This window comes from Pseudomonas sp. SA233 (assembly GCF_054792385.1).
Genome location: NZ_CP096449.1, coordinates 1,580,019 through 1,602,190, shown reverse-complemented (window position 1 = coordinate 1,602,190; position 22,172 = coordinate 1,580,019). Strand labels below are relative to the sequence as shown.

Below are 22,172 nucleotides of genomic sequence, written 5' to 3'. Positions count from 1 at the left end.
GGATTCAGCCGCGAAAGGGCCAGCCCAGGCACTGAATCAGTAGAGGTTAGGCTCCATCTCCAGCTCGACCCCGAACCGCTCGAGGATATCGGCCTGGATCCGCCGCGCCAGTGCATGCATCTGCGCCCCGCTCGCCTGGCCGTAGTTGACCAGCACCAGCGACTGCAAACGATGCACCCCGGCATCCCCCTCGCGGTGGCCCTTCCAGCCTGCCTGCTCGATCAACCAGCCTGCCGCCAGCTTCATCTGGCCATCGGCTTGGGGATAAGCCACTACCCCTGGGTTCTGCGCACGAATACGCTCGACCAGTTCCGCCGAGACCACCGGGTTCTTGAAGAAGCTCCCGGCATTACCCAGCTCTGCCGGGTCTGGCAGCTTCTCGCGGCGAATGCTGCAGATCGCCTCGCTGATCGCCTGCGCGGTCGGCTCGGTCACGCCCTGTTCCGCCAGGCGCTGGCGCACCGGGCCGTAGTCCAGGTGGGCCTGCAGCGTACGGCTCAAGGCAAAGCGCACACGCAGGATCAACCAACGCCCAGGGTTGCGCTTGAACAGGCTGTCGCGATACCCGAAGGCACATTCAGCCAGGCCGAAGTCACGCAACTCGCCGGTCTCGCGGTCCAGGGCGGTCAGGCCGACGAACATGTCCTTGATCTCCACGCCATAGGCGCCCACGTTCTGCATCGGCGCGGCGCCAACGGTGCCGGGAATCAGGCTGAGGTTTTCCAGCCCGCAATACCCCTGCGCCAGTGCCCACTGCACAAACGGGTGCCACGGCTCACCGGCCTCGGCCTCGACCACGATACGTTCACCATCGTCGCTGAGCACGCGCCGACCACGGCTGGCCATATGCAGCACCAGCGCATCGATATCGCGGGTCAGCAGCAAGTTGCTGCCACCGCCAATCACCAGCACCGGCACGCCGCCTTGCTGTGCCTGGGCCAGCGCCAGGCGCACCTCCTGGTCATCATGTGCCTGGGTGAAATACCGCGCCTTCACGTCGATGCCAAAGGTGTTGTACGGCTTGAGCGATACCTGCTCCTGCCACTGCACTGTCATAGCCGCCCCTTGATTTCCAGGACCAGCGCCTGGCACGCCGCTTCAACCAGGTCGAGCACCTGCTCGAAGCCGTCGGCGCCACCGTAGTACGGGTCTGGCACTTCATCCAGCGCTGTGCCATAGCGGCGCAGGAACAGGTCGAGCTCCCCCACTGCCGTGTGCGGGCGCATCGCACGCAAATGGCCAAGGTTGCTCTCGTCCATGGCCAGGATCAGGTCATATTCGGCAAAGTGCGCCGCCTTGACCTGCTGAGCGCGTTGCTGCGAAAGGTCATAGCCACGCGCCAGCGCTGCCTTGCAGGTGCGGCTGTCAGGCGCCTTGCCGACGTGCCAGTCGCCGGTGCCGGCCGAGGCCACATGCACCCGGTCGGCAAGCCCGGCAGCCTGCAATTGATGGCGCAGCACGCCTTCGGCGGTGGGCGAGCGACAGATATTGCCGAGGCAGACGAACAGGACGCGCATCAGGCCTCCAGCAAGCGCCGTACGCGCTCCAGGTCTTCAGGGGTATCCACGCCCACGGCAGGCGCCTCGATGGCGTCTTCGACGTGGATGCGTACGCCATGCCACAGGGCACGCAGCTGCTCCAGCGCTTCGGTCTGCTCGAGCCAGCATGGGCCCCAACTGACGAAGTCCTGCAGGAAGCCGACGCGGTAGGCGTACATGCCGATGTGGCGGCGATACGGCACGCCTTCCGGCAACAGGTTGCGGTCCTTGGCAAACGCATCGCGGGCCCAGGGCAGCGGTGCACGGCTGAAGGTCAAGGCCAGGCCGTTCTTGTCGCTGATTACCTTGACCGCGTTGGGGTTGAACACGGTTTCCGGCTCATGGATCGGTTCGGCCAGGGTGGCGATACCGGCTTCCGGATGCGCTGCCAGGTTGGCTGCCACCTGGTCAATGATCACCGGCGGGATCAGCGGCTCGTCGCCCTGCACATTGACCACGATGGCATCGGCCGGCAGCCCCAGGTGTGCGACCACTTCGGCCAGGCGATCAGTGCCGGACTCATGGTCGGCACGGGTCATCAGCACTTCAGCTCCGAAGGCCTGGCAGACCTCCAGAATGCTGGCGTCATCGGTGGCGATGACTACGCGGCCCGCGCCGCTCTTGCGGGCCTGTTCCCACACGTGCTGCACCATCGGCTTGCCAGCGATCGGCAGCAATGGCTTGCCCGGCAGTCGTGTGGAGCGCAGACGGGCGGGGATCACCACAGTGAAATCCAGGCTCATTTGTCCAGACGCTCGTCGTCGGTCAGGGTGCGCGCCTCGCTTTCCAGCATGACCGGGATGCCGTCGCGGATCGGGTAGGCCAGGCCAGCGCCCTTGCTGATCAGCTCGGTCTTGTCAGCACTGAGCTTGAGCGGGCCCTTGGTGATCGGGCAGGCCAGGATATCGAGCAGTTTGGTGTCCATATGAGGCTTCCTTTAGGCCAGGTGGCCGGGAATTGAAAAAGGGCTCAGGGCTTGCGCAGCAAGCGTTGCAACTGGTTGTCGAACCAGGCGCTGAAAGCCGGCGTGGGCTGCGCCTCGACGGCCAGGTACCACCAGTCGTCAGCGGCGAAGGCCCGGCATTTCACCGCATCCTTCTCGGTCATGACCAGAGGCAGCGGCGGGTTGAAGGCCAGGCTCCGGGCGCTGAACTGCGCATGGTCGGCAAAGGGATGCGGCACCGGCTGCCAGTTTAGCCCCAGCAGGGTATTGAAGAAACGTTGCGGGTTGCCGATACCGGCCACCGCATGCAGGCGTTGGCCTGCAGGGAAATGGTCAAGCGCGCGGCGCTCGCCGCTGCGCAGGTTGACCAGGGCGGATGGCTGCAGGCAGAAGCCGAAGCCATCGGCGCGGTCTGCGCTGGCGCCGTTGAACAGCACCGCGTCAGCCTCGTGCAGGCGTTCGGCCGGCTCACGCAACGGCCCCGCCGGCAGGCAGCGCCCATTGCCCAGGCCGCGGGCGGCATCGATCAGCACCAACTCCAGGTCGCGCGCCAGACGATAGTGCTGCATGCCGTCGTCACACAGGATCAGGTCGAGGGGTTCACTGGCCAGTAATGCCTGCACGGCGCGGGAGCGGTCGGGGTCGATCATCAGCGGCACGCCGGTGCGCTGCACGATCAGCAGCGGTTCGTCACCGGCCTGCCCGGCCGCCTGATCGGGCTGCACCCGCCAGGGTAGCTGCGGCGGTTTGGCGCCATAGCCACGGCTGACCACGCCCACCTTCAACCCCTGCTTGCGGCAGTGCTCGATCAGCCAGAGGATCATCGGCGTCTTGCCGGTACCACCCACGGTAATGTTACCCACCACGATGACCGGCACCGGGGCCCGGTAGCTGGCACTTTCGCCACTGAGAAAACGCGCCCGCTTGCGCGTGACCACGTGACGATACAGCGCCTCCAGCGGGCGCAGCAGCGCCAGGGCCGGGTGCCCGGCGTACCAGGCGGCGAGCAGGCGGTCGGCGAAGGCCATCAAGGTGTGCCCTGGGCCGCCTCGACGGTGGTCATGCGCAACTGGCTGAAACCGAGCTTGCCGGCGGCATCCATCGCAGTGACTACGGCCTGGTGCGGGGTCTTGCCGTCGGCGCTGATGGCCAGCGGCAGCTTGTTGTCGCCGCCCGACTCACGCTCGATCGCTTCGCTCAGGGTGGCCAGGTCGCTCTTTGGCAGCAAGTGGTTGTTCACCGAGTACACGCCTTCAGCGCTGATGGTGATTTCCACCAGTTTGCCCTGGTCGGGCGCCGCTGGCTCGGCGCTGGCAGCTTCAGGCAGCTCGACGCGCAGCTGGGTTTCGCGGGTGAAGGTGGTGGTGACCACGAAGAACAGCAGCAGGACGAACACCACGTCGATCAGCGACGCCAGGTTGATGTCGACGTTTTCCCGCTGGCGATTGCGCCGGAACTTCACGCCTTGCCTCCGGCCACTTCCACTTCACGGTCGCCCTGGATCACTTCCACCAGCTTGATAGCTTCCTGCTCCATGCCCACCACCAACTCATCGATACGGCGCAGCAGGAAGCGGTGGAAGAATACCGCCGGGATACCGACCATCAGGCCGGCCGCGGTGGTGACCAGGGCCTTGGAGATACCGCCGGCCAGCACTGCGGCGTTGGCGGTCATCTGCGAGCCCATGAAGGCGCTGAAGATGTCGATCATGCCCAGCACGGTGCCCAGCAGGCCCAACAGCGGGGCCATGGCGGCGATGGTGCCGAGGGTGCTGATGTAGCGTTCCAGTTCGTGGATGACGCGCGAGGCGGCCTCCTCGATGCATTCCTTCATGATTTCGCGACCATGGCGCGAGTTGGCCAGGCCGGCGGCGAGGATTTCGCCCAGTGGCGAATCGGCGCGCAGGGCCTTGAGCTTGTCACTGGTCAGTTGCTTGTCCTTGATCCATATCCACACCTGACCGAGCAGGTGCGGCGGGGTGACGCGACTGACGCGCAGCGTCCACAGGCGCTCGACGACGATAGCCATGGCAGCGATGGAGCTCAGAATGATCGGCAGCATCATCCAACCGCCGGACTTGACCAATTCCCACACAGTAAACGCCCCTTCGGAAAAAGGCCGCCACTCTACCATAGGCGCGCCGGGGGCTCATCTGCCGGAGGTCAGGGAATTGGCCTACCCCGGTTTCAACCTTGAGTTGTCGGGTGGCTGAACTGGCCCTTTCGCGGGTGAACCCGCTCCCACAGGTTTTGTACCATCCTCAGGTTCAGTGCAGTACCTGTGGGAGCGGGTTTACCCGCGAAAGGGCCTGCTCAGCCACCGCCCGCATCCCTCCAGAAACGCCGCTGTCGGCGCACACTCTCGACCTCCCCCAGCCTCCCCAGCACCAACCGCAACGCCCCCTGCTCCGCCGTGTCATGCATCACCACCCCATGCCGCCGATAACGTTCGACCACCTGCGAGTGCGGGTGCCCGAAGCTGTTGTTGCGCCCGCGCGAAATCAGTACCCCGCGCGGCGCCGTGGCACGGATGAAGGCCTCGCTGGACGAACTGCGGCTGCCATGGTGCGGCGACTGCAGCCAGTCGATCCGCGGCGCTTCTGTGGCCGCCAGCCAGGCCCGTTCGGCACCGGCCTCCATGTCTCCCGCCAGCAACAACCGCTCACCCTGCGCCTCGACCAGCAACGCGCAGGAGCGGTCATTGCTGCTCTGTCCATCAGCCCAGCGCCACAGCGAAAAGCGCACACCATCCCACGTCCATTGCTCGCCACTGGCGCAAGGTTGCAGTTGCAGGCCATCCAGCACTTCGCCGCCGATCACCCGTTCGACCGGCAGGCCACGCATGATTGCGCCAGCACCACCGGCGTGGTCGGCATGGGCGTGGCTGACCAGCATCAAGTCCAGGCTACCCACCCCCAGCTTGCGCAAGGTCGGCAACACCACCCGCTCGCCCAGATCGCTCTCTCCCCTGGCCGGCCCGGCGTCGTACAGCAGGTTGTGATGCCGGGTGCGCAAAAGCACCGCCAGCCCTTGGCCGACGTCCAGCTGCCAGACCTCGACCTGGCCGAACGGCACCGTCTCCCGAGGTACCCACAGCGCCAGCAGCATTACGCCACCCAACCCGCGCAGTGGTACGCCACGGGGTATCAAAACCAGCAGCGCGCCCAGGCACACCAGCAGCCAGGCCCACAACGGCAGGGCTGGTGGCAGCCACGCCGGCTGCTGCGCCGCCAGCGCCAGCAGCCGGAAAAGCACATCAAGCAAACCGCCCGCCAGCCAGAGCAGCGCCTCCCCTACCCCGCCCAACGGCAGCAGCAAAGCGCCCAGCAACGCCAATGGCAGCACTGCCAAGCTGACCCACGGCACCGCAACAAGGTTGGCCAGCGGCGCACTCAAGCTCACCGGCAAGCCCGTAGCCAGCAGTACCGGCAGCAAGCCGATCGCAATCACCCATTGCGCCCGCGTCCAGGCCTGCCAGGGCCGCCAACTGCCCAGGCGGGCACTGAAGCAATAGACAAGCGTGGCCACGGCCGCGAACGATAGCCAGAACCCGGGCAGCAGCGCGGCCAACGGTTCCAGCAACAGTACGGCAACCAGCGCCAGCAACAACGGCAAGGTCGCACCCAGTTGGCGAAAACGCAGGCGCCAGAGCAACACCACGGCCAGCATCAGGCAGGCACGCTGCACCGGTACACCGCTACCAGCCAACCAACCGTAGGCCAGTGCCGCAGCCATGGCCAAGCCACACGCCCAGGGCAGCCACGGCAACCGAGCGGGCCACAGCCCCCAACGCGCCAGCCCGGCAACCAGGCCATACAGCAAGCCGGCAACCAGGCCGATGTGCTGGCCAGAGATCACCAACAGGTGCACCGTGCCGGTGGCCTGCAACGTTTGCCAGTCCTCCCGGGCCAGGCCCGTCCCGTCGCCAAGCACCAGCGCCACCATCGCTGCCTGCCGGCCATTGGCCTCGACTGCCAGCAGGCGCTGGCGCAGCGTGTCGCGCCAGCCGCCGGCAACCGGCGCCAGCAACTGCCCGGCCTTGACCGTACCGGTCGCACCGACCCGCCGCGCCAGCAATTGCGCCTCACGGTCCGGGCCATGCGGGTTGAGCAGCCCGGCCGGGCGCTGCAAGGTCACCGCCAGCCGCCACTGCTCGCCCGCGCGCAGCGGCGGGCCGTCGAACCAGCTCAGTTGCAGGCGCTGCGGCAGCTCTGCCCGCCGCGAGCGGGCCGCGTCCAGCTCGAAGCGCACACCCTGCGCAGTCCGGGTCGGCAGGCCGACCACCCGGCCCTCAAGCCACAAGGTGCGGCCATCCAGCCCGGTTGCCAGGCGGTCATCCAGCGCCTGCTGCGCAGACCAGCAGGCCCAACACAGGCCCAACAGAAAACAGCCCAGTGGCCACAGCCGGGTAAACAGGCCGAGGCCACCGGCTACAGCCAGCAGCACCAGCCATCCGACCGATGGCAATGCGGGGAGAAAGCCCAGACACAACAGCCCGAGCGCGAGCGCAAACATCCCTGTGCGCATGAAGTAGAGCTCCAGAAGCGAAATCACCTTCTGAGGCATAGCCCAATTGCCGGCAGCGCTTGCTCAACAATTGTCACAAACTCTAAACGAGGCTGAGCGGGAATCAGGGCATACTGCCCGGATCAACGCTCCGGGAGCCTACATGCCGCGCCGACTTTTCAAACGCTACATGCCGGACCCGACCAGTATTCGGGAACACAAGTCCTTACGCTTTTTCGGCAAGTTGCTGCATGACCCGAACCTCTGGCACCTGAACCGCCATTCGGTGGCGCGGGCCATGGGTGTTGGCCTGTTCGCGGCGCTGATCCCGATGCCGGCGCAGATGCTGCTGGCCGCCGCGCTGGCCATTCCGCTGCGCGGCAACCTGCCGATCGCGGTCAGCCTGGTTTGGCTGACCAACCCGCTGACCATGCCACCGGTGTTCTTCGTCACCTACATGACCGGCGCCTGGCTGATGCAGGTACCGCCGCGCACCCTGCCCGACGAACTGACTTTCCAGTGGATCACCGATCAGCTGTCGACGCTGTGGCAACCCTTCCTGCTCGGCTCGGTGGTGTGCGGTGTGGTGCTGGGCATCCTCGGCTACTTCACCACCATGCTCTACTGGCGCTGGTGGGTGGGCCGGCAGTGGCGTCTGCGCCAATGCCGGTGCAAGGCTTCAGGCACGCATGCCGCGGCCGCTGACCAGCAGGCGAACGCACACCAGGTAGAGCACCGCGGTGGCGACCAGCATGAAGGTAATCGCCGTACCAATGCTGATATCCGACACCCCTAGAATGCCGTAACGGAACGAGTTGACCATGTGCAGCACCGGGTTGGCCAACGACACGGTCTGCCAGAACGGCGGCAGCAGGTTGATCGAATAGAACACCCCGCCCAGGTACGTCAGCGGCGTCAGCACGAAGGTCGGGATGATCGAGATGTCGTCAAAGTTGCGCGCGAACACCGCATTGACGAAGCCCAGCAGCGAGAAAATGGTGGCGGTCAGCAGCACCACGACCACGGTCACGCCCAGGTGGTGCACCTGCAGGTGGGTGAAGAACAGCGACAGGAAAGTCACGATCACGCCCACCGCCAGGCCGCGCAGCACGCCACCCAGCACGTAACCGACGAGGATCGTGTGTGGCGATACCGGCGACACCATCAGCTCTTCGATGGAGCGCTGGAACTTGCTGCCGAAGAAGCTCGACACCACGTTGCCGTAGGAGTTGGTGATCACCGACATCATGATCAGTCCCGGCACGATGTACTCCATGTAGGTGAAGCCACCCATGTCGCCGATCTGCCGTCCGATCAGGTTACCGAAGATGACGAAGTACAGGACCATGGTGATTGCCGGCGGTAGCAAAGTCTGCGGCCAGATACGCAGGAAGCGCCGTACCTCGCGGTAGACGATGGTGTTCAGGGCGACCCAGTTGGTGCGCAGTTCCACGCTCATACGGCCACCTTAGACAGGTTTTTTTCCACCAGGGACACGAACAGCTCCTCGAGTCGGTTGGTCTTGTTGCGCAGGCTTTGCACCTCGATGTTCTGCAGTGCCAGCTGGCCGAACAGCGCAGTGATGCCGATATCCTTGTCCACCTGCACTTCCAGGGTGTGCGGGGTCAGCAACCGGCACGGGTAGCCCTGCAGCACCGGTGCAGTGGCCAGGTCCTGCCTGAGGTCGAGGACGAAGGTTTCGACATGCAGCTTGCCCAGCAACTGGCGCATGCTGGTGTTCTCGACGATGGTGCCGTGGTCGATAATGCCGATGTTACGGCACAGCTGCTCGGCCTCTTCCAGGTAGTGGGTGGTGAGGATGATGGTGATGCCCTTCTGGTTCAGCTCGGTGAGGAAGCTCCACATCGAACGGCGCAGTTCGATGTCCACACCGGCGGTGGGCTCATCGAGAATCAGCAGGCGCGGCTCGTGGATCAGCGCGCGGGCAATCATCAGGCGGCGCTTCATGCCCCCCGACAGCGAACGCGACTGCACGTCACGCTTGTCCCACAGGCCGAGCTGGGTCAGGTACTGCTCGGCTCGCTCCTTGGCCACCTTGGGCGGGATGCCGTAGTAACCGGCCTGGGTCACGACGATGTCGAAGGTTTTTTCGAACTGGTTGAAGTTGAACTCCTGCGGCACCACGCCCAGGCAGCGTTTGAGCGCCGACGGCTCGCGGTCCAGGTCGTGGCCGAACACACTGACCGTGCCGCTGGTCTTGTTCACCAGGGTGGAGAGGATGCCGATGGTGGTGGACTTGCCCGCGCCGTTGGGGCCGAGCAAGGCGAAGAAGTCGCCTTCGGCAACATCCAGATCGATGCCCTTGAGGGCCTGGAAGCCGTTGCCGTAGGTCTTGGTCAGCTGTCGGATGGACAGGGCGGAACTCATAGCGGGTCACTTACCGAGAAAAAGGTGCAGGACACGCCAGGTAAAGGCACTGGCGCAGTGAGTGCGGCCAATGGTGCTTGGCCTGGCCGCACAAGTACAGTCATGTGTATTGATAATGACTATCGAAGTAGCCGTGGTGTTCGATCAGGTCAGCGCAGTCATTACCGCTGCCTGGTACGCAGGGCGGGCCTTGAGGCGCTCGTACCAGGCCTCCAGGTGACGCATGGTCGGGCGCTCGATGGGCATTTCGAACCAGGCATAGATGAAGCTGCCCAGTGGGATGTCGCCCATGCCGATCTGGTCACCGGAAAGGTACGGCTGTTTGGCCAGGGCCTCGTCGGCAATGGCCAGCAGCTGGGCGCATTGCTTGTGCGCAGCGTTGATCGCCACCCAGTCGCGCTGGTCTTCCGGGGTGCGCAACAGGCCCCAGAACAGTGGGCGGAACGGCGTGGCGAAGGACGAGGTGGTCCAGTCCATCCACTTGTCCGCCAGGGCGCGCTGACGCGGGTCGTCCAGGTACCAGCCCTGCTCCGCACCGTACTCGGCGCACAGGTAGCGGACGATGGTGTTGGACTCCCACAGGGTCAGGTCGCCGTCTTCCAGCATCGGCACCAGGCCGTTGGGGTTGCGCGCGCGGTAGTACGGCTCGTTGACCACGCCGAAGGCGCCGCCAGCGTCGATCGACTCGAAATCCAGGCCCAGTTCGTGGGCGATCCATAGCGCCTTGCGCACATTGCTCGAATTCTTGCGACCCCAGATCTTCAGCATGGCAACGTCCTTATGAATGCGGAGGTGGTGCAGTCTACTCCAGACTTTCGTCGCCTGTACCGGCCTCTTCGCGGGTAAACCCGCTCCTACAGGGTTCTGCGCCAGACCTGAGGGTGATGCAGTACCTGTGGGAGCGGGTTCACCCGCGAAGAGGCCGGTACAGACAAACACCGGACTGAAACTCCCACCGCCATACCCTGTCACTGTTCTGACCCGGCCGTTCTCAGCGATGCGTCTAAGCTGTCTGGGACGGCTTACCCCCTGGTTCCAAGGAGGACCGATTATGTTGCTGTTGTGGTTGGTAGTGCTGGTGATCGGCGCGGCGTACCTCACGCACCGGCGCCTGGCGCCCTTGCAGATTCTTGGCATCATGGCGGCTTATGTATTGCTGATGGGCATTTTCAGCAGTGCTCCCGGCTGGCTGCTGACCCTGATCTGGATAGTGCTGGCCCTGAAAGTCGCCCTGGTGGCGCTGCCGGAATGGCGCCGCAAGGTATTCACCGGCCCGGTGTTCAAGTGGTTCCAGCGCACCCTGCCGCCGATGTCGCAGACCGAGCGCGAGGCAATCGACGCCGGCACCGTGTGGTGGGACGGCGAACTGTTCAGCGGCCGTCCCGATTGGCGCACCCTGCTCGCCTACCCGGCTCCGCAGCTGACCGAAGAAGAACAGGCATTCATCGACGGCCCGACGGAACAACTGTGCGCCATGGTCAGCGACTGGCAGATCGGCCAGGACATGGACCTGCCGCCCGAAGCCTGGGCGCATATCAAGCAGAATGGGTTCTTCGCCCTGATCATCCCCAAGGAATATGGCGGCAAGGGCTTTTCAGCCTACGCCCACTCCCAGGTGGCGATGAAACTGGCCACCCGCAGCGGCGACCTGGCTTCTACCGTGATGGTGCCCAACTCGCTCGGCCCGGCCGAGCTGCTGTTGCATTACGGCACTGACGAACAACGCAACCACTACCTGCCACGCCTGGCGCGTGGCGATGAAATACCCTGCTTCGCCCTCACCGGCCCGCTGGCCGGCTCCGACGCAGGCGCCATGCCTGACACCGGCGTGGTCTGCAAGGGGCAATGGAAGGGCGAAGAGGTCATCGGCCTGCGCCTGAACTGGGAAAAGCGCTACATCACCCTCGGGCCCGTCGCCACCCTGCTGGGCCTGGCCTTCAAAGCCTACGACCCGGACCATCTGCTCGGCGAACAGGAAGAACTGGGTATCAGCCTGGCGCTGATCCCTACCGACACGCCCGGCGTCGAAATCGGCAAACGCCACCTACCACTGGGCGCCGCGTTCATGAACGGCCCCAACAGCGGCAAGGACGTATTCGTGCCGCTGGATTTCCTCATCGGTGGCCAGGCCATGCTCGGCAAGGGCTGGATGATGCTGATGAACTGCCTGTCGGTAGGCCGCTCCATCTCCCTGCCGGCCGTGGGCACTGGCGCAGCCAAATACACCAGTCTGGTCACCGGCCAGTACGCCAACATCCGCGAACAGTTCAATGTCCCCCTGGCTGCATTCGAAGGCATCCAGGAGTCGCTGGCACGCATCGGAGGCAATGCCTGGCTGATGGACAGCGCGCGACTGCTGACCGCCAAGGCCGTGGATCTGGGCGAGAAGCCTTCGGTGCTGTCGGCGATCCTCAAGTACCACCTCACCGAGCGTGGCCGCGAGTGCATCCAGCACGCCATGGACGTGCACGGCGGCAAGGCCATCATCATGGGGCCGAACAACTATCTGGGGCGCAACTGGCAAGGCGCGCCGATCTTCATCACCGTCGAGGGGGCGAACATCCTTTCGCGCAACCTGATGATCTTCGGCCAGGGCGCCATCCGCTGCCATCCGTTCGTGCTCAAGGAAATGGCTTTGGCCGGGCGCGAGGACGGTGACCAGGCATTGAGGGAATTCAATGACCTGTTGATGAAACACATCATGTTCGCCGCCGGCAATGCGGCCAGCACACTGATACTCAACTTGGGGCTGGGGCGACTGGAACCCGTGCCCGGCGATACCCTGAGCCAAGGTTACTTCCGTGCACTCAACCGCCAGGCAGCAGCCTTCGCCCTGCTGGCTGACCTGTCGATGATGCTGCTGGGCGGCGCGCTGAAACGCCGCGAGCGGCTGAGTGCAAGGCTGGGGGATGTGCTGAGTTACCTGTACCTGGCCAGCGCTGCGCTCAAGCGCTATCACGACCTGGGCTCACCGGACCACATGCAGCCCTTGCTGCGCTGGGCGATGGAAGAAAGCCTGGGCCAGGCGGAAACAGCCCTGGACCGGTTGCTCGACAACTTCCCCAACCGCTTTGCCGGCTGTGCGTTGCGCGTGCTGGTGTTCCCCTTCGGCCGTCGCCACACCGGGCCGAGCGATGAACTGGATGCAGAGGTGGCGGCGCTGATCGGCCGCAGCAAGGGCGACCCGGCGCTGGAAGAGCTCCTTGCTGGCTGCTTCAGGCCGCAGGGCGAGGGTGACCCGGTGGCAGCGCTGCAACGGGCTTGCGACTTGCTGGATGAAACCGTGCCACTGCACAAGGTGCTTCATGAGGCGATCAAGGAGGGCAAGGTGCAGCCGGCACCCGGGCAGTCTCTGATCGATGCGGCAGTCGAGCATGGCGCACTGCAGCCGAACGAGGGGCAACGGTTGCGTGAAACCGAGCAAGCCCGCCGCACGGTCATCGGTGTGGACGCCTTCGACAAAACGCAGTTGCTACCGGGGCAGGGCAAGGTTCGTTGACCTGCTGATTGCCAGACGCGATTTTGGAGTACAAGCGGTCTCGTGTTTCGACGGGGCGCAAAGCGGCCCCGTCTCTCGGGCAATGTCCCACACCCTGGCAACCACGTGCCACAGCGCATTTGTGTGAAAGCCTCTCAGGCACTGGGTGGGAACTTGGAAAGCTGAACTTCACAATCCATTTTATGGTCCGCTTTCATATCAGCCTGGGGGAGAGGTGAGCCCGTTTTGGCAATCACCTTCAGGCCCAGGCCTTCGCTGACGAAGTCGCCAACTGAATAGGTGCCCAGCAGATAGTTGTATTCGGTCCTTTCGAGCGACGCTGGCCTGTGAGTGGTCAGGAATGTGATGGATGAGTGCACATCCCAATCGTCCGGGGCCTTTCTGTACTTCAACGTAATGGTCGAGGCGGAAGGGATGTCGCTCATCGCAATCTTGCTGTTAGTCGCATCAACCGTCTTTTTGGCCCTTTCGCCACTGCCCTCTGCTGGCAGGGGCATGCCATGGCTGGCGCCGGTCTCGTGCCAGAAGATGATGGCACCGTTCTGTGTCGGGGTGTTGTCCTTTATCATGATACGCACCTCGTGTGGAAGATTGAGTGCAGTGAACACCTATCACCGCCAGTAACGGTGCAGTGTCGTTGCGTCGGCTTGAATCTAGATCAACACCCGTGCGTGCGCACCTGGCAGAATTGACAGGTCCATGGTTCGCACGGGGTGCTCGCCGACCATGCCACAGCGGGCAATCACAAGGCGCAATGGGGCGGAGCAGCCACCACCTTCCCCAACCCGCCCTTAACCGGCGTATACTCCGCCCCCCGTTTCAACCGCCCCGAGGACCGCCCCATGGCCAACCCCCACCTGGAATATCACCTCCAACTGCTGAACCACCTGCGTACCATTCTGGTGGCTCTGGGTGAAGCCGAGCAGGTACCGGAGGAAAGCCACACCCTGTTTCTCGAACGTTTCGACGAATTGCTGACCCTGCTGCCGCAAGACCCGCTGGAAAGCCAGTACCTGGGCCAGGACCTGATCTGCCAGGTGATCCAGCGCTACCCGCAAATCGCCCATCTGGTGCCACGCGACCTGCTGTGGTTCTTCGGGGGGGACTGCCTGCACTACATGCCCGACGAAGAGCTGGAGCTGTACCAGCAACTGGAAGAACGCCGTTACGAAGCCGAGCAGAGCGGCGAAGCGTTCGACTGGCACCAGCAGAAGCGTCTGATGAGCCAAGCTCAAGGCGACAATACCCAGCACTGATATGCACAGCACACCGCACGCTTGCGAGCGTGCCTTGCAATGTCTCCAATTACCTCACCAAAGGTAGACTTCACCTACAGCTTCACCCCGCCCCCCCTTTCTATCCTGCACGCCGAACAGTTTTTGTCTGTTCGGCCCGTTTTTTCGCCCCCCAGGATCAGAAAATGAAAAAAACCCTTCTGGCCATCGCCTTTGGCCTGGCAAGCAGCACAGCATTTGCAGATAAAGGCGAGATCACCTTCGCCGGCTCGATCATACGGCTGCGCAAGGTGGTCAATTCACCGTACCAAACGGTGGGCGCGGTATTGAACAGCGCCAGCACCGATGCAGTGCCAGGGCTGATGACTTTACGCGTACCATCGAGGAACCAATCGTTACCACGCTGTACCAACTCGTAGGAAAATGCACCGAGATCCACCGGGCCATTAACCAGAGAGAAGCTGGCATCACCTGCTGCCGCATGCACCAGGTGAAGGGCGTTTTCACTCAGCCGATAGTTGTCGAGCGGGGTAGTACTGTCTATATCAAGCGTACCCTCGACGGTGGTCACTGCCGATACGCCAGGGGTGACCAAAAGCATCATAGGCGCCATGCAGAGCGCTTGCACTAAAGGGCTCAAAGACAGTTTCCGGCCTTTATTCATTAACTTCAAACCTCGTTCATGTCGGATCATCGTTGCCAAAGGAAAGCGATCACCGACAAGGCTACAAGGGAAATTCCCAAATCTCTGTAGGAAAAATCCTAAGCTACAAATGAAACCAACGCCGATGCCAAGTTTGTTAGGCACCGCCATATTTCATTCAAGGTCTGAGAGGACAACTACCGGCTGCATCGTGCATGGAAACAACTTGCTCCGCCAACTCTGAATTAACAGTTTTTCCGTCCAGAGAAAAACTGTAATAAACACGCCCTCGCCCATAATGGATGGTAGCGTGATAATTATAAATTGGCAGAATATACTCATCATACGGCTGCACACGCCACACCAACTCAGCAAGGTCTGCTTCCGTCAGATCTATCACCTCGTCTAACACGGTATCGTCAATTCTCTCCTCACCGCTAAAGTTATGCACGGCATACCAATGCATGGTCAATTGGTCGCCTGCCTTCAAACCATAATCACCAAGGCCTTTTATCAATACTCTGATTGCCGGGTCCAACGAACTAGGATTCTCATCATCGTACAGGGCTCCGCAGGTCAACCAACCTTCAGGCGGATTCGCACTGGTATTCCCCCCCAAAAAGGCGGGCGCATCCGGGCGTAGAACAATGGCTTCGACATTGACGATGGTACTTGGAGACTTCGGACGATTGGGCACACCAGGGCGTTCGACCACATAACACACAGGCACACTGCCATTGTTACGCGCTTCGATATAAGCCCAGGGAACATCCACATTTATTTCCGCCCCCAAGTCTTTGGCTGCCAGCGTGTAGTCAATCTCGACGACATGTTTATCATCCCAATAAAAACTGACAATATCACCCTCTTTGAAAGCCGCATCGATTGTGACTTTCAACACAGCGTCCTGCTTCTCATCTTCCGGCAGCAATGTATTCAGCGCACCAGAACTCCTGCCAAAAACTTCAGCAAGCGAAAGTTTCGGATTGACTGGGTCTGGCCAGCCAGGGTCAGTGCCTGGATCAGTCGGCCCGATGACCTCCAGGTTCACATCCACATCAATGTCTTTACCGCCCTGCGGCACCGCACCGCGGCGCAGTTCATAACTGACGTTGGTTTCTACGTTGCCCGTGCTCGTAGCGCCATATTGATCCCACAATTGCCTGGGCAGGACCACGAATTCAAGCGGAAACTTGGGAGCGCTACCTATTTCACGCCAGCCGAGCCCCACCGCTCCCCACCTGACCTGCACCCAATCGGTGGATTTCCAGTTGTCAAAGCTCGGAACCTCCACCACTACCCCGGCCCAGGCATCCTCCTGATCAATCAAGCCATCTGCCGCCAACGGCACTACCGGGTCCTGAAGCCCTGAGGGCAGCGGGCCCACGGCAACACCCACAGCCATCGGCAATGACAGCCTGCTGATATTGCCAGCCTTGTCGACCAGTGCATACAGCACATACACCCCGCCATCCCCCACCGCCTTGATCTCATCAGCGGGTACCTTCAATGTCTTTGGCAATACATCAATCACATCGGAAGCAACCGGAGATATCATGGATGGATCTTCCGGAACATGATTCAGCCAGTAAACATAAACCTTATCGCCAACCGCGTGCGTGTCATAGTCCGGCAACTCGACCGATACATTGTTAATATTCCCATCAACAACATCATAGCCCAACGCAGGAAGCGCGACAGGCGTACTATTACCGTACGAAGGCATACGGTCAAAAATCAGGCTCAGCACTTCAGATTCCGTCGGCGCAGAGCCGTTCCATGGTTTGACCTTGTAGCTGAATAGCTGCGGCCCATCGCCCTCCTTCAGCGTTTTACTGATGATGCCATCTACCGCGTTGTAGGCTTGTGCCAAAGTCTGAACGGTATCGCCAAAGTCGAAACGTCGCAGAATTTCACGGTCGAAATCGTCATAGAACAGCTCGGTTCGCAGGCTGCGATGTGTCCCGTCCTCATCCTCGGTTTCGGTGAAAATGCTGGCCATCCTGCCCAATGCATCGTAGTCAAAAGTACTGGTGACATTCTCCAGGCTGGTCTGGCGCAACTGCCCTGCCGAGTCGTATTCATAGAACTGGGTATTGCCAAGCACATCCGTGTACCTCAGCAACCGAGCATCGATGCTGTGCACATAGGCCATCTCATAGAGTTCCTCACCGGTCCGCTGACGCCTTTCCGTTTTCAGTTCGCCAGTGCTGAAATACTCACGCTCAAGCGCTTCGTCGTTCTCGGAGCAGTTAAGCAAACGCGCGTTCTGCTTGTCGTACACGTAGCTCGCGTCGTCACCCGCGAACGTACGACGCAGCGGTTCTTCACTCAATTGCGGGACATATTTGTAGTCGATGCGGTTACCGGCAGGTGTGATCACTACCGCCGGCTGGTGCTGCCCGAGATCATACAACAGAGTGCGCACCCGCCCGCCGGTTACCGACTCGATCATGCGATCCAGGCCATCGAAGGTTTGCGTACCCATCACATGATCCTTGCCATCCGTAACATCTTGCACCTTGATCAACGTCGGCAGATCACCCTTGGCATGCGGGGCGTAGTCACGGTGCACCACCGATCCATCAGGCAGTGTCTGGTCGACAAGCCGATCGTACTCATCGTAAACAGACGACGTTTCATACCCGCGTGCATCCACTTCCCGAACAGTACGCCCCCACCCATCGTAGTAATACCGATGCAAACTCTCGGTTTGCCCCCGGTTATCCACTCGCTCGACATCGACCGGCTGCTCGAACAGGTTCATGCGAGTAATAGTGGGGCCACTGCGTAGCAATCGTGACTTGGACTCTCGCCACTCGCGAACAACTGGCCCCAGCCGATCCGGCAAACCGACCGGATCGGTCACTGTGTAGTTGCGTACGCCGTCCGGGCCGATTTCGCAGCTACGCTGGCGCCAATCGTCATACTCGTAACGGGTGGACAATGGCAGGTTCTTCAGCTCCAGCCATTCGTACTGGACCTCTTCCAGCAAATCGCCCAGCTCATCATAATGCGCGGTTTTCCTGAGCCGCGGCGTTGCCCTCGCTTTAGCGGTAGCGCCAAAATCCGGGTCCTGGCGTTCTACCCGCTGAACGCGATTGAGCCCATCCACATAGATCCAGGTGGTCACACCCTTCACATCAGTCTCTTCCTGATAAGCCTGCTGACCGTCAGAAGACAGGTAATAGTTGTAGCTGCGCCAAGCTTTGAACTCACCGAACGGGTCGACCGTTTCGCGGATGACACGCCGCAGTTCGTCATACAGATAGGCAATCTGCACCTGATTGTCGTCGTAGTTGAGCATTGGCTCACCGATCAAGAGCGAATGCTGGAGGGTGTTGACCTTCTGCGAATGCCGGCTCGCCCCCCCCTTCACATGCGCCTGTTCGCGGGCGAGCAGCGGCTGGCCATGATCGAACCCGGTCAGGGTTTCTACAGTCTGTACTGCCGGGTGACCTTCGATCGACACCTCGCCATAGACATACTCGGTAAGGGTCTTCTTGCCATTCAGCACTTGTGTCAGCGCCTTCGGCCTGCCATACGCAACTACATCGGTGGGGTCTGCGTAATATTCGATAGTGGTGTGCCACAGTGGCGCTTCATCACGCACCCGGACCTGTTGGTCGTGGTGACGCTGCAAGGTTCCCTTGCCTTGCTCTGCGAGCGACGAAAGCAAGCGGTAGGTGTACAGGTTGCGCAGCGCTTCGGCGCGGCCTTCTCCAACGGCCGGAATAACTTCCTCGGTCTTGATGTGACGCACGAATTGCTCGGGGTCCTCATGGGCCGGATAGTACGTCCATACCGTCGTTTTGCCATTGGCCTCGATCTTTTCCGTCAGGTTGCCATAAAGATCGTAGCGGGTAATTTCCTTCTCTTCCCGGGGGACGCCCGACAGGCCTTGGCGCCAAGAAGTGATCGTGGTTTCGGCCAACTGGAAATTCGCTGGCTGATCCCCGAATTGCCTGTTCGGTTCCTCAGGATAATCGACGGTTTGCGTTTCAATGCAATCGTTTTGCGTAGTGACCTGTTCGATCATCAAATGGAAACGGTTGAACGTGGACTTGACCTTACGTACCCCCTTGCGGAATCGCCAGCAATTCCATTTCAGCCTGGTACTCCATGCGTCCACCAATCGGACGCTGACCGGGAAGAGCACGGGGAAAGTACGCAGTTCCCACGTAACTGCAGAATGTTTCGTCGAGCAACTCACTTTCCCACTTCGCCATGGAAATCTGGTCGAAGCGTACATCCACAAACCTGCGCCTTATGCCTTTGAGCAGCCAATAGTCAGTTGTATAATCCCAATAATTATGGATATCCAAGGTGCCATCTTTCCGCTCCTTATCGAACCCACCTTGCTCTCGTATCCGTTTACCTTTGAATGGCTCTATATCCGCCTCATTGAGCTGTTCTACTACCCGCCCCTCAAGTTCTACCTCGCCACGCGTCGCACTCTTGTCATATGACCTGTGGACTTGGTTATCATGGCCTCGGAACTCGGCACGGATGTGTGTCACTTCAGCCTGGGTGGTTTGAAGGTAGACCGTTACGCGGCGCGTGGCCTGATCATCCTCAGGTGCAGTGGTCGGCGCAGCGAAAGCGATTGGGTAATAATCGAAGCGATTGCGAGCTTTATTGCCTACCCACTTTCGACCGTCCGTCTTGAGGCTTTCCGTCCCCACAGGCAGCCAGTCGATCCTGGTCCCATCCTTGTGTGTCAATACCAGCGTGGCCAGTTCGGCATCGCTGATTGGAATAGGAACGGGTCCAACTTCTGTTTCAACCAGGTCAGTCTTGATTTCGATATCAATCCCCACCTGCTGCCTGCCATTAGCCAAGGCCACTTTTCTGGATGTATTGTTCAGGCTGACATAGAAATGCTGCAGGGATATCCAGCGCTGTTTGCTCAGGGCCATTTCCCGAGGCGACCCTGCATGATGCTCGATCACTGCGATACCCGCCTGGCCACCGTAGATACCCGCCACGACACTGGCTTGACCGGTGCTTTGCTCAGGCGCCGTATATTGACCGCTGTCCTCATCAAGTTCGCCTTCGCCATACAGCACCCATCGGGTACTTTGCACGACAGGGTGGTCGTCCCACGCCGTCTCAAGCGTCGCCGCTGGAGGCTCTTCTGGCAACTCAGGCATGGAAAAAGACACTTTGCCATCGGCCGGTAACGTGGATACATGGAAGGGTTGTACCTCCCAGGGTGCAATCTTGTCGAGGATGATCACGGTCGCATAACCTTCCTCCTCCCCCCAGTTCCTGACCTGGATGCGCTGCAGGCGAATCGGTGAGTTATCCGTAGGCGGAGCAGGTGTGAAAAGAGCATGGGGCGTATTCTGGTCGCCCGCCGGGTCACGCTCGATGCTACCGAACGCATTGCCCTCGAGCGCCCACTCCAACCTGCCGCCTTCGGATGCAGTCAACCTGTTCGCCACCCAGGCCCTGGACACCAGCAACCACGCTAGTCGCTCTTTCGGCCTGAGCCTGAACCTGCCGCTGGACTTTCGCCGCCAGCAACAGGCCAGCTTCGACCTGCGCCATGAAAACGGCCACTACAGTGAACGGGCCTTTCACCAGAGGTGGTGATTGGCAATGCCAGCCAACAAGTCGTACCACGGCGCGGTGCGGTGATGAAGGCATCGTTCAATGCCGAGCATGTATCCCGCCTGGTGCTGACGCTGCTACAGGCCAATGGTGACCCCGTGCCATTCGGTGCCCAGGTAGTCGATGCCGATGGCGTGACGCTAGGGGTCGTCGGCCAGGCAGGCCAGGCCCTGGTGTCGGCGCGCAGGGCCGGTCACCAGCAGATACAGGTGATCTGGGGCGGTGCCGGTGACGACGTCTGCCAACTGAGCATCGACCCGCAAGCCCTCGAACAGGACGGCGGTTATCGCCTGAAAACCTTGAATTGCCCACTTCCCCAGGCGGGCGCAAGCGCCGCCCTGCCTGACGAAAAACCCCAGGAAACTCTTTTATGAAAATACTCAGACTCACCCTGGACCGCAGCCTGTGGCTCGCCGGTTGCAGCTTGGCCCTGGGGTTATGGACGACCGCCGCACAGGCACGCTGTGCGTTTGATGCGGGCGGCAGCTACATGACCTATGAGCGCGACATAGGCGCATTCTGGGTGCCACGCGATGCGCCTGTAGGCACCGTCATCGGCCGCGGCACAATGGACACGACGAACAATGAGGGCGCAGTGATCAATTGCTTCTGGAACGACCTCGACATACCTACCGCCCGCTTGCCCAACACCGCTCCGGTATTTCCTGGCAGCCTGCCACCTATAGATGGCAAGAACGTCGACGGCTATGTCATGCAGACCAATGTGCCGGGGGTGGGCGTGTACTTGGAACTGTTAGACCCTTTCGATGGCTCCGCCCCCAACACCTTTCGCCCGGACCATGGCAGGCCGACCATCCCTTATACCGGCACCATGGCCGGCGCCGGGCCATTCAACCTGAGAATTTCCAGGCTGTACGGCCAGGCATGGCTCATCAAGACAGGCCCGATCGCGTCAGGGCCACAACGCATAGACGGTGAACTGTTCCATGGGTCCATCCATCACCTGGGCAAGGTCCTGGAGTATCGCCTGAGCGCGACAGTCAACCAGGCACAATGCTCGCTGAAAGCCGATGCAGTCAGTGCCGACCCCGTACACTTGGGCGACTACAAGGCCGATGATTTCAAAGGGGTTGGCACAACGACGAAACCCGTCCCCTTCCACATCAACCTCGTTGACTGCAAAGATGCCAGCGCCCCCCTCCCCGGTACCGCCAATGTGTACATAGAGCTGGATGGTATCGATGGCTCGAAACCTACCGTACCCGCGCAAGGGCGCTTCAGCCTGACCAGCGCCTCGGACGCCGACGGGGTCGAAATCCAGTTGCTGCGCGGCGACACAAGCAACCCCATGCCCCTGCAAGCGGAAGTGCGCATGAAGCCCGTGGAAATCAACATCACCCGCCTGGACTTTTTCGCCCGCTACTACCAGAGCTCGCCGATAGTGAAGCCAGGCTTGGCCGAGGGAGCACTGAGCTTTACCGTAAGCTACAAATGACAGGCAAAAAAAAGACCGCAGGGTTAATACCCTGCGGTCTGAATGGCGAAGAAAAACAAACGACAAAAACGAAGAAAGGGACTTGCGTCCCTTTCTTCGTTCTTCGATTTGGAGCGGGAAACGAGACTCGAACTCGCGACCCCGACCTTGGCAAGGTCGTGCTCTACCAACTGAGCTATTCCCGCATTGTGAAACTTTACCGCTATCGGCGTGAAGCGCCTTGAAGACCTTCACCACCACTGCACCGCATAGACGCCACAGTATTTAAACTGGAGCGGGAAACGAGACTCGAACTCGCGACCCCGACCTTGGCAAGGTCGTGCTCTACCAACTGAGCTATTCCCGCAAA

19 protein-coding genes, 2 tRNA genes and 2 pseudogenes are annotated in these 22,172 nt (G+C 61.3%); 6 read left to right on the top strand and 17 right to left on the bottom strand.

The annotated features are described in order from the left end of the window. Positions 1–36 precede the first annotated feature (36 nt). The 8 genes from murB to M1D87_RS07430 all read right to left on the bottom strand — a co-directional run bounded on the left by murB (position 37) and on the right by M1D87_RS07430 (position 7,007). Positions 37–1,056: a UDP-N-acetylmuramate dehydrogenase gene (murB, locus tag M1D87_RS07465; protein WP_123083912.1), complete on the bottom strand. Its 1,020-nt coding sequence runs from the start codon at positions 1,054–1,056 to the stop codon at positions 37–39. Next, positions 1,053–1,517, bottom strand: a complete 465-nt coding sequence (locus M1D87_RS07460; RefSeq protein WP_061302945.1) for a low molecular weight protein-tyrosine-phosphatase — start codon at positions 1,515–1,517, stop codon at positions 1,053–1,055. Before M1D87_RS07460 ends, murB begins: the two co-directional genes overlap by 4 nt. Beyond that, positions 1,517–2,281, bottom strand: a complete 765-nt coding sequence (gene kdsB, locus M1D87_RS07455) for a 3-deoxy-manno-octulosonate cytidylyltransferase (protein ID WP_123083911.1) — start codon at positions 2,279–2,281, stop codon at positions 1,517–1,519. The genes M1D87_RS07460 and kdsB overlap by 1 nt, the downstream gene beginning before the upstream one ends. Beyond that, positions 2,278–2,463 carry a Trm112 family protein gene (locus M1D87_RS07450; RefSeq protein WP_003247142.1) on the bottom strand — a complete coding sequence of 62 codons (186 nt, stop codon included), beginning with the start codon at positions 2,461–2,463 and terminating at the stop codon, positions 2,278–2,280. The genes kdsB and M1D87_RS07450 overlap by 4 nt, the downstream gene beginning before the upstream one ends. Before the next feature lie 44 nt (positions 2,464–2,507). Next, positions 2,508–3,509, bottom strand: a complete 1,002-nt coding sequence (gene lpxK, locus M1D87_RS07445) for a tetraacyldisaccharide 4'-kinase (protein WP_123083910.1) — start codon at positions 3,507–3,509, stop codon at positions 2,508–2,510. Beyond that, on the bottom strand, positions 3,509–3,943 hold the full coding sequence (locus M1D87_RS07440; RefSeq protein WP_013971564.1) for an ExbD/TolR family protein: 435 nt from the start codon (positions 3,941–3,943) through the stop codon (positions 3,509–3,511). The genes lpxK and M1D87_RS07440 overlap by 1 nt, the downstream gene beginning before the upstream one ends. Continuing rightward, positions 3,940–4,575 carry a MotA/TolQ/ExbB proton channel family protein gene (locus M1D87_RS07435; protein WP_003259970.1) on the bottom strand — a complete coding sequence of 212 codons (636 nt, stop codon included), beginning with the start codon at positions 4,573–4,575 and terminating at the stop codon, positions 3,940–3,942. Before M1D87_RS07435 ends, M1D87_RS07440 begins: the two co-directional genes overlap by 4 nt. 218 nt (positions 4,576–4,793) lie before the next feature. Beyond that, entirely contained in the window at positions 4,794–7,007 is a 2,214-nt protein-coding gene (locus M1D87_RS07430; protein ID WP_123083925.1) for a DNA internalization-related competence protein ComEC/Rec2, read from the bottom strand. Between the two features lie 142 nt (positions 7,008–7,149). Here M1D87_RS07430 and M1D87_RS07425 point away from each other — a divergent pair. Then, a pseudogene (locus M1D87_RS07425) lies at positions 7,150–7,656 on the top strand (DUF2062 domain-containing protein); the annotation flags it as partial. 9 nt (positions 7,657–7,665) lie between these two features. Here M1D87_RS07425 and M1D87_RS07420 read toward each other — a convergent pair. The 3 genes from M1D87_RS07420 to M1D87_RS07410 form a co-directional block, all read right to left on the bottom strand. Beyond that, complete coding sequence (locus M1D87_RS07420; protein WP_003260104.1) at positions 7,666–8,445, bottom strand: ABC transporter permease; 780 nt, start codon at positions 8,443–8,445, stop codon at positions 7,666–7,668. Then, positions 8,442–9,374: an ABC transporter ATP-binding protein gene (locus M1D87_RS07415; protein ID WP_123083908.1), complete on the bottom strand. Its 933-nt coding sequence runs from the start codon at positions 9,372–9,374 to the stop codon at positions 8,442–8,444. The genes M1D87_RS07420 and M1D87_RS07415 overlap by 4 nt, the downstream gene beginning before the upstream one ends. 144 nt (positions 9,375–9,518) lie before the next feature. Then, positions 9,519–10,142, bottom strand: coding sequence for a glutathione S-transferase (locus tag M1D87_RS07410; RefSeq protein ID WP_123083907.1), 624 nt, complete (start codon positions 10,140–10,142; stop codon positions 9,519–9,521). Between the two features lie 283 nt (positions 10,143–10,425). On the opposite strand from M1D87_RS07410, the gene M1D87_RS07405 reads away from it, so the two are divergent. Continuing rightward, a complete protein-coding gene (locus tag M1D87_RS07405) occupies positions 10,426–12,873 on the top strand; it encodes an acyl-CoA dehydrogenase (protein WP_421091825.1) in 2,448 nt (815 codons plus the stop codon). Between the two features lie 134 nt (positions 12,874–13,007). Here the strand turns inward: M1D87_RS07405 and M1D87_RS07400 are convergent, their stop codons facing one another. Beyond that, positions 13,008–13,442 carry a hypothetical protein gene (locus M1D87_RS07400; protein ID WP_061305849.1) on the bottom strand — a complete coding sequence of 145 codons (435 nt, stop codon included), beginning with the start codon at positions 13,440–13,442 and terminating at the stop codon, positions 13,008–13,010. A gap of 273 nt (positions 13,443–13,715) precedes the next feature. On the opposite strand from M1D87_RS07400, the gene M1D87_RS07395 reads away from it, so the two are divergent. After that, a complete protein-coding gene (locus M1D87_RS07395; protein WP_039614729.1) occupies positions 13,716–14,129 on the top strand; it encodes a PA2817 family protein in 414 nt (137 codons plus the stop codon). 247 nt (positions 14,130–14,376) lie between these two features. On the opposite strand, the pseudogene M1D87_RS07390 reads toward M1D87_RS07395, so the two are convergent. The 3 genes and pseudogenes from M1D87_RS07390 to M1D87_RS07380 form a co-directional block, all read right to left on the bottom strand. Next, positions 14,377–14,619: pseudogene (locus M1D87_RS07390) on the bottom strand (autotransporter outer membrane beta-barrel domain-containing protein); the annotation flags it as partial. 310 nt (positions 14,620–14,929) lie between these two features. Further along, positions 14,930–18,790, bottom strand: coding sequence for an RHS repeat domain-containing protein (locus tag M1D87_RS07385; RefSeq protein WP_421091826.1), 3,861 nt, complete (start codon positions 18,788–18,790; stop codon positions 14,930–14,932). A gap of 31 nt (positions 18,791–18,821) precedes the next feature. Continuing rightward, positions 18,822–19,991 (bottom strand): hypothetical protein, encoded by a 1,170-nt coding sequence (locus tag M1D87_RS07380; RefSeq protein ID WP_421091827.1) that lies wholly within the window; start codon positions 19,989–19,991, stop codon positions 18,822–18,824. An 85-nt stretch (positions 19,992–20,076) separates the two neighbouring features. Between M1D87_RS07380 and M1D87_RS07375 the strand changes: the two genes are divergently transcribed. The 3 genes from M1D87_RS07375 to M1D87_RS07365 are packed head-to-tail and all read left to right on the top strand — an operon-like array spanning position 20,077 to position 21,823. Beyond that, positions 20,077–20,349, top strand: a complete 273-nt coding sequence (locus tag M1D87_RS07375; RefSeq protein WP_421091828.1) for a hypothetical protein — start codon at positions 20,077–20,079, stop codon at positions 20,347–20,349. A 44-nt stretch (positions 20,350–20,393) separates the two neighbouring features. Further along, complete coding sequence (locus M1D87_RS07370) at positions 20,394–20,741, top strand: FimD/PapC C-terminal domain-containing protein (protein WP_421091829.1); 348 nt, start codon at positions 20,394–20,396, stop codon at positions 20,739–20,741. Further along, a complete protein-coding gene (locus M1D87_RS07365; protein ID WP_322265394.1) occupies positions 20,738–21,823 on the top strand; it encodes a fimbrial protein in 1,086 nt (361 codons plus the stop codon). Before M1D87_RS07370 ends, M1D87_RS07365 begins: the two co-directional genes overlap by 4 nt. 109 nt (positions 21,824–21,932) lie before the next feature. Here the strand turns inward: M1D87_RS07365 and M1D87_RS07360 are convergent. Both M1D87_RS07360 and M1D87_RS07355 read right to left on the bottom strand, forming a co-directional pair. Beyond that, a tRNA-Gly gene (locus M1D87_RS07360) sits at positions 21,933–22,008 on the bottom strand. An 85-nt stretch (positions 22,009–22,093) separates the two neighbouring features. Further along, positions 22,094–22,169, bottom strand: a tRNA-Gly gene (locus M1D87_RS07355). Positions 22,170–22,172 lie beyond the last annotated feature (3 nt).

Excerpts from the sequence above, each read along its gene's own strand:
- kdsB (WP_123083911.1), bottom strand. The coding sequence starts at position 2,281 with ATGAGCCTGGATTTCACTGTGGTGATCCCCGCCCGTCTGCGCTCCACA.
- M1D87_RS07365 (WP_322265394.1), top strand. The coding sequence starts at position 20,738 with ATGAAAATACTCAGACTCACCCTGGACCGCAGCCTGTGGCTCGCCGGT.
- murB (WP_123083912.1), bottom strand. The coding sequence starts at position 1,056 with ATGACAGTGCAGTGGCAGGAGCAGGTATCGCTCAAGCCGTACAACACC.
- M1D87_RS07405 (WP_421091825.1), top strand. The coding sequence starts at position 10,426 with ATGTTGCTGTTGTGGTTGGTAGTGCTGGTGATCGGCGCGGCGTACCTC.
- M1D87_RS07460 (WP_061302945.1), bottom strand. The coding sequence starts at position 1,517 with ATGCGCGTCCTGTTCGTCTGCCTCGGCAATATCTGTCGCTCGCCCACC.
- M1D87_RS07430 (WP_123083925.1), bottom strand. The coding sequence starts at position 7,007 with ATGCGCACAGGGATGTTTGCGCTCGCGCTCGGGCTGTTGTGTCTGGGC.
- M1D87_RS07410 (WP_123083907.1), bottom strand. The coding sequence starts at position 10,142 with ATGCTGAAGATCTGGGGTCGCAAGAATTCGAGCAATGTGCGCAAGGCG.
- M1D87_RS07420 (WP_003260104.1), bottom strand. The coding sequence starts at position 8,445 with ATGAGCGTGGAACTGCGCACCAACTGGGTCGCCCTGAACACCATCGTC.
- M1D87_RS07385 (WP_421091826.1), bottom strand. The coding sequence starts at position 18,790 with ATGATCGAACAGGTCACTACGCAAAACGATTGCATTGAAACGCAAACC.
- M1D87_RS07450 (WP_003247142.1), bottom strand. The coding sequence starts at position 2,463 with ATGGACACCAAACTGCTCGATATCCTGGCCTGCCCGATCACCAAGGGC.
- M1D87_RS07395 (WP_039614729.1), top strand. The coding sequence starts at position 13,716 with ATGGCCAACCCCCACCTGGAATATCACCTCCAACTGCTGAACCACCTG.
- M1D87_RS07415 (WP_123083908.1), bottom strand. The coding sequence starts at position 9,374 with ATGAGTTCCGCCCTGTCCATCCGACAGCTGACCAAGACCTACGGCAAC.
- M1D87_RS07400 (WP_061305849.1), bottom strand. The coding sequence starts at position 13,442 with ATGATAAAGGACAACACCCCGACACAGAACGGTGCCATCATCTTCTGG.
- lpxK (WP_123083910.1), bottom strand. The coding sequence starts at position 3,509 with ATGGCCTTCGCCGACCGCCTGCTCGCCGCCTGGTACGCCGGGCACCCG.
- M1D87_RS07370 (WP_421091829.1), top strand. The coding sequence starts at position 20,394 with ATGAAGGCATCGTTCAATGCCGAGCATGTATCCCGCCTGGTGCTGACG.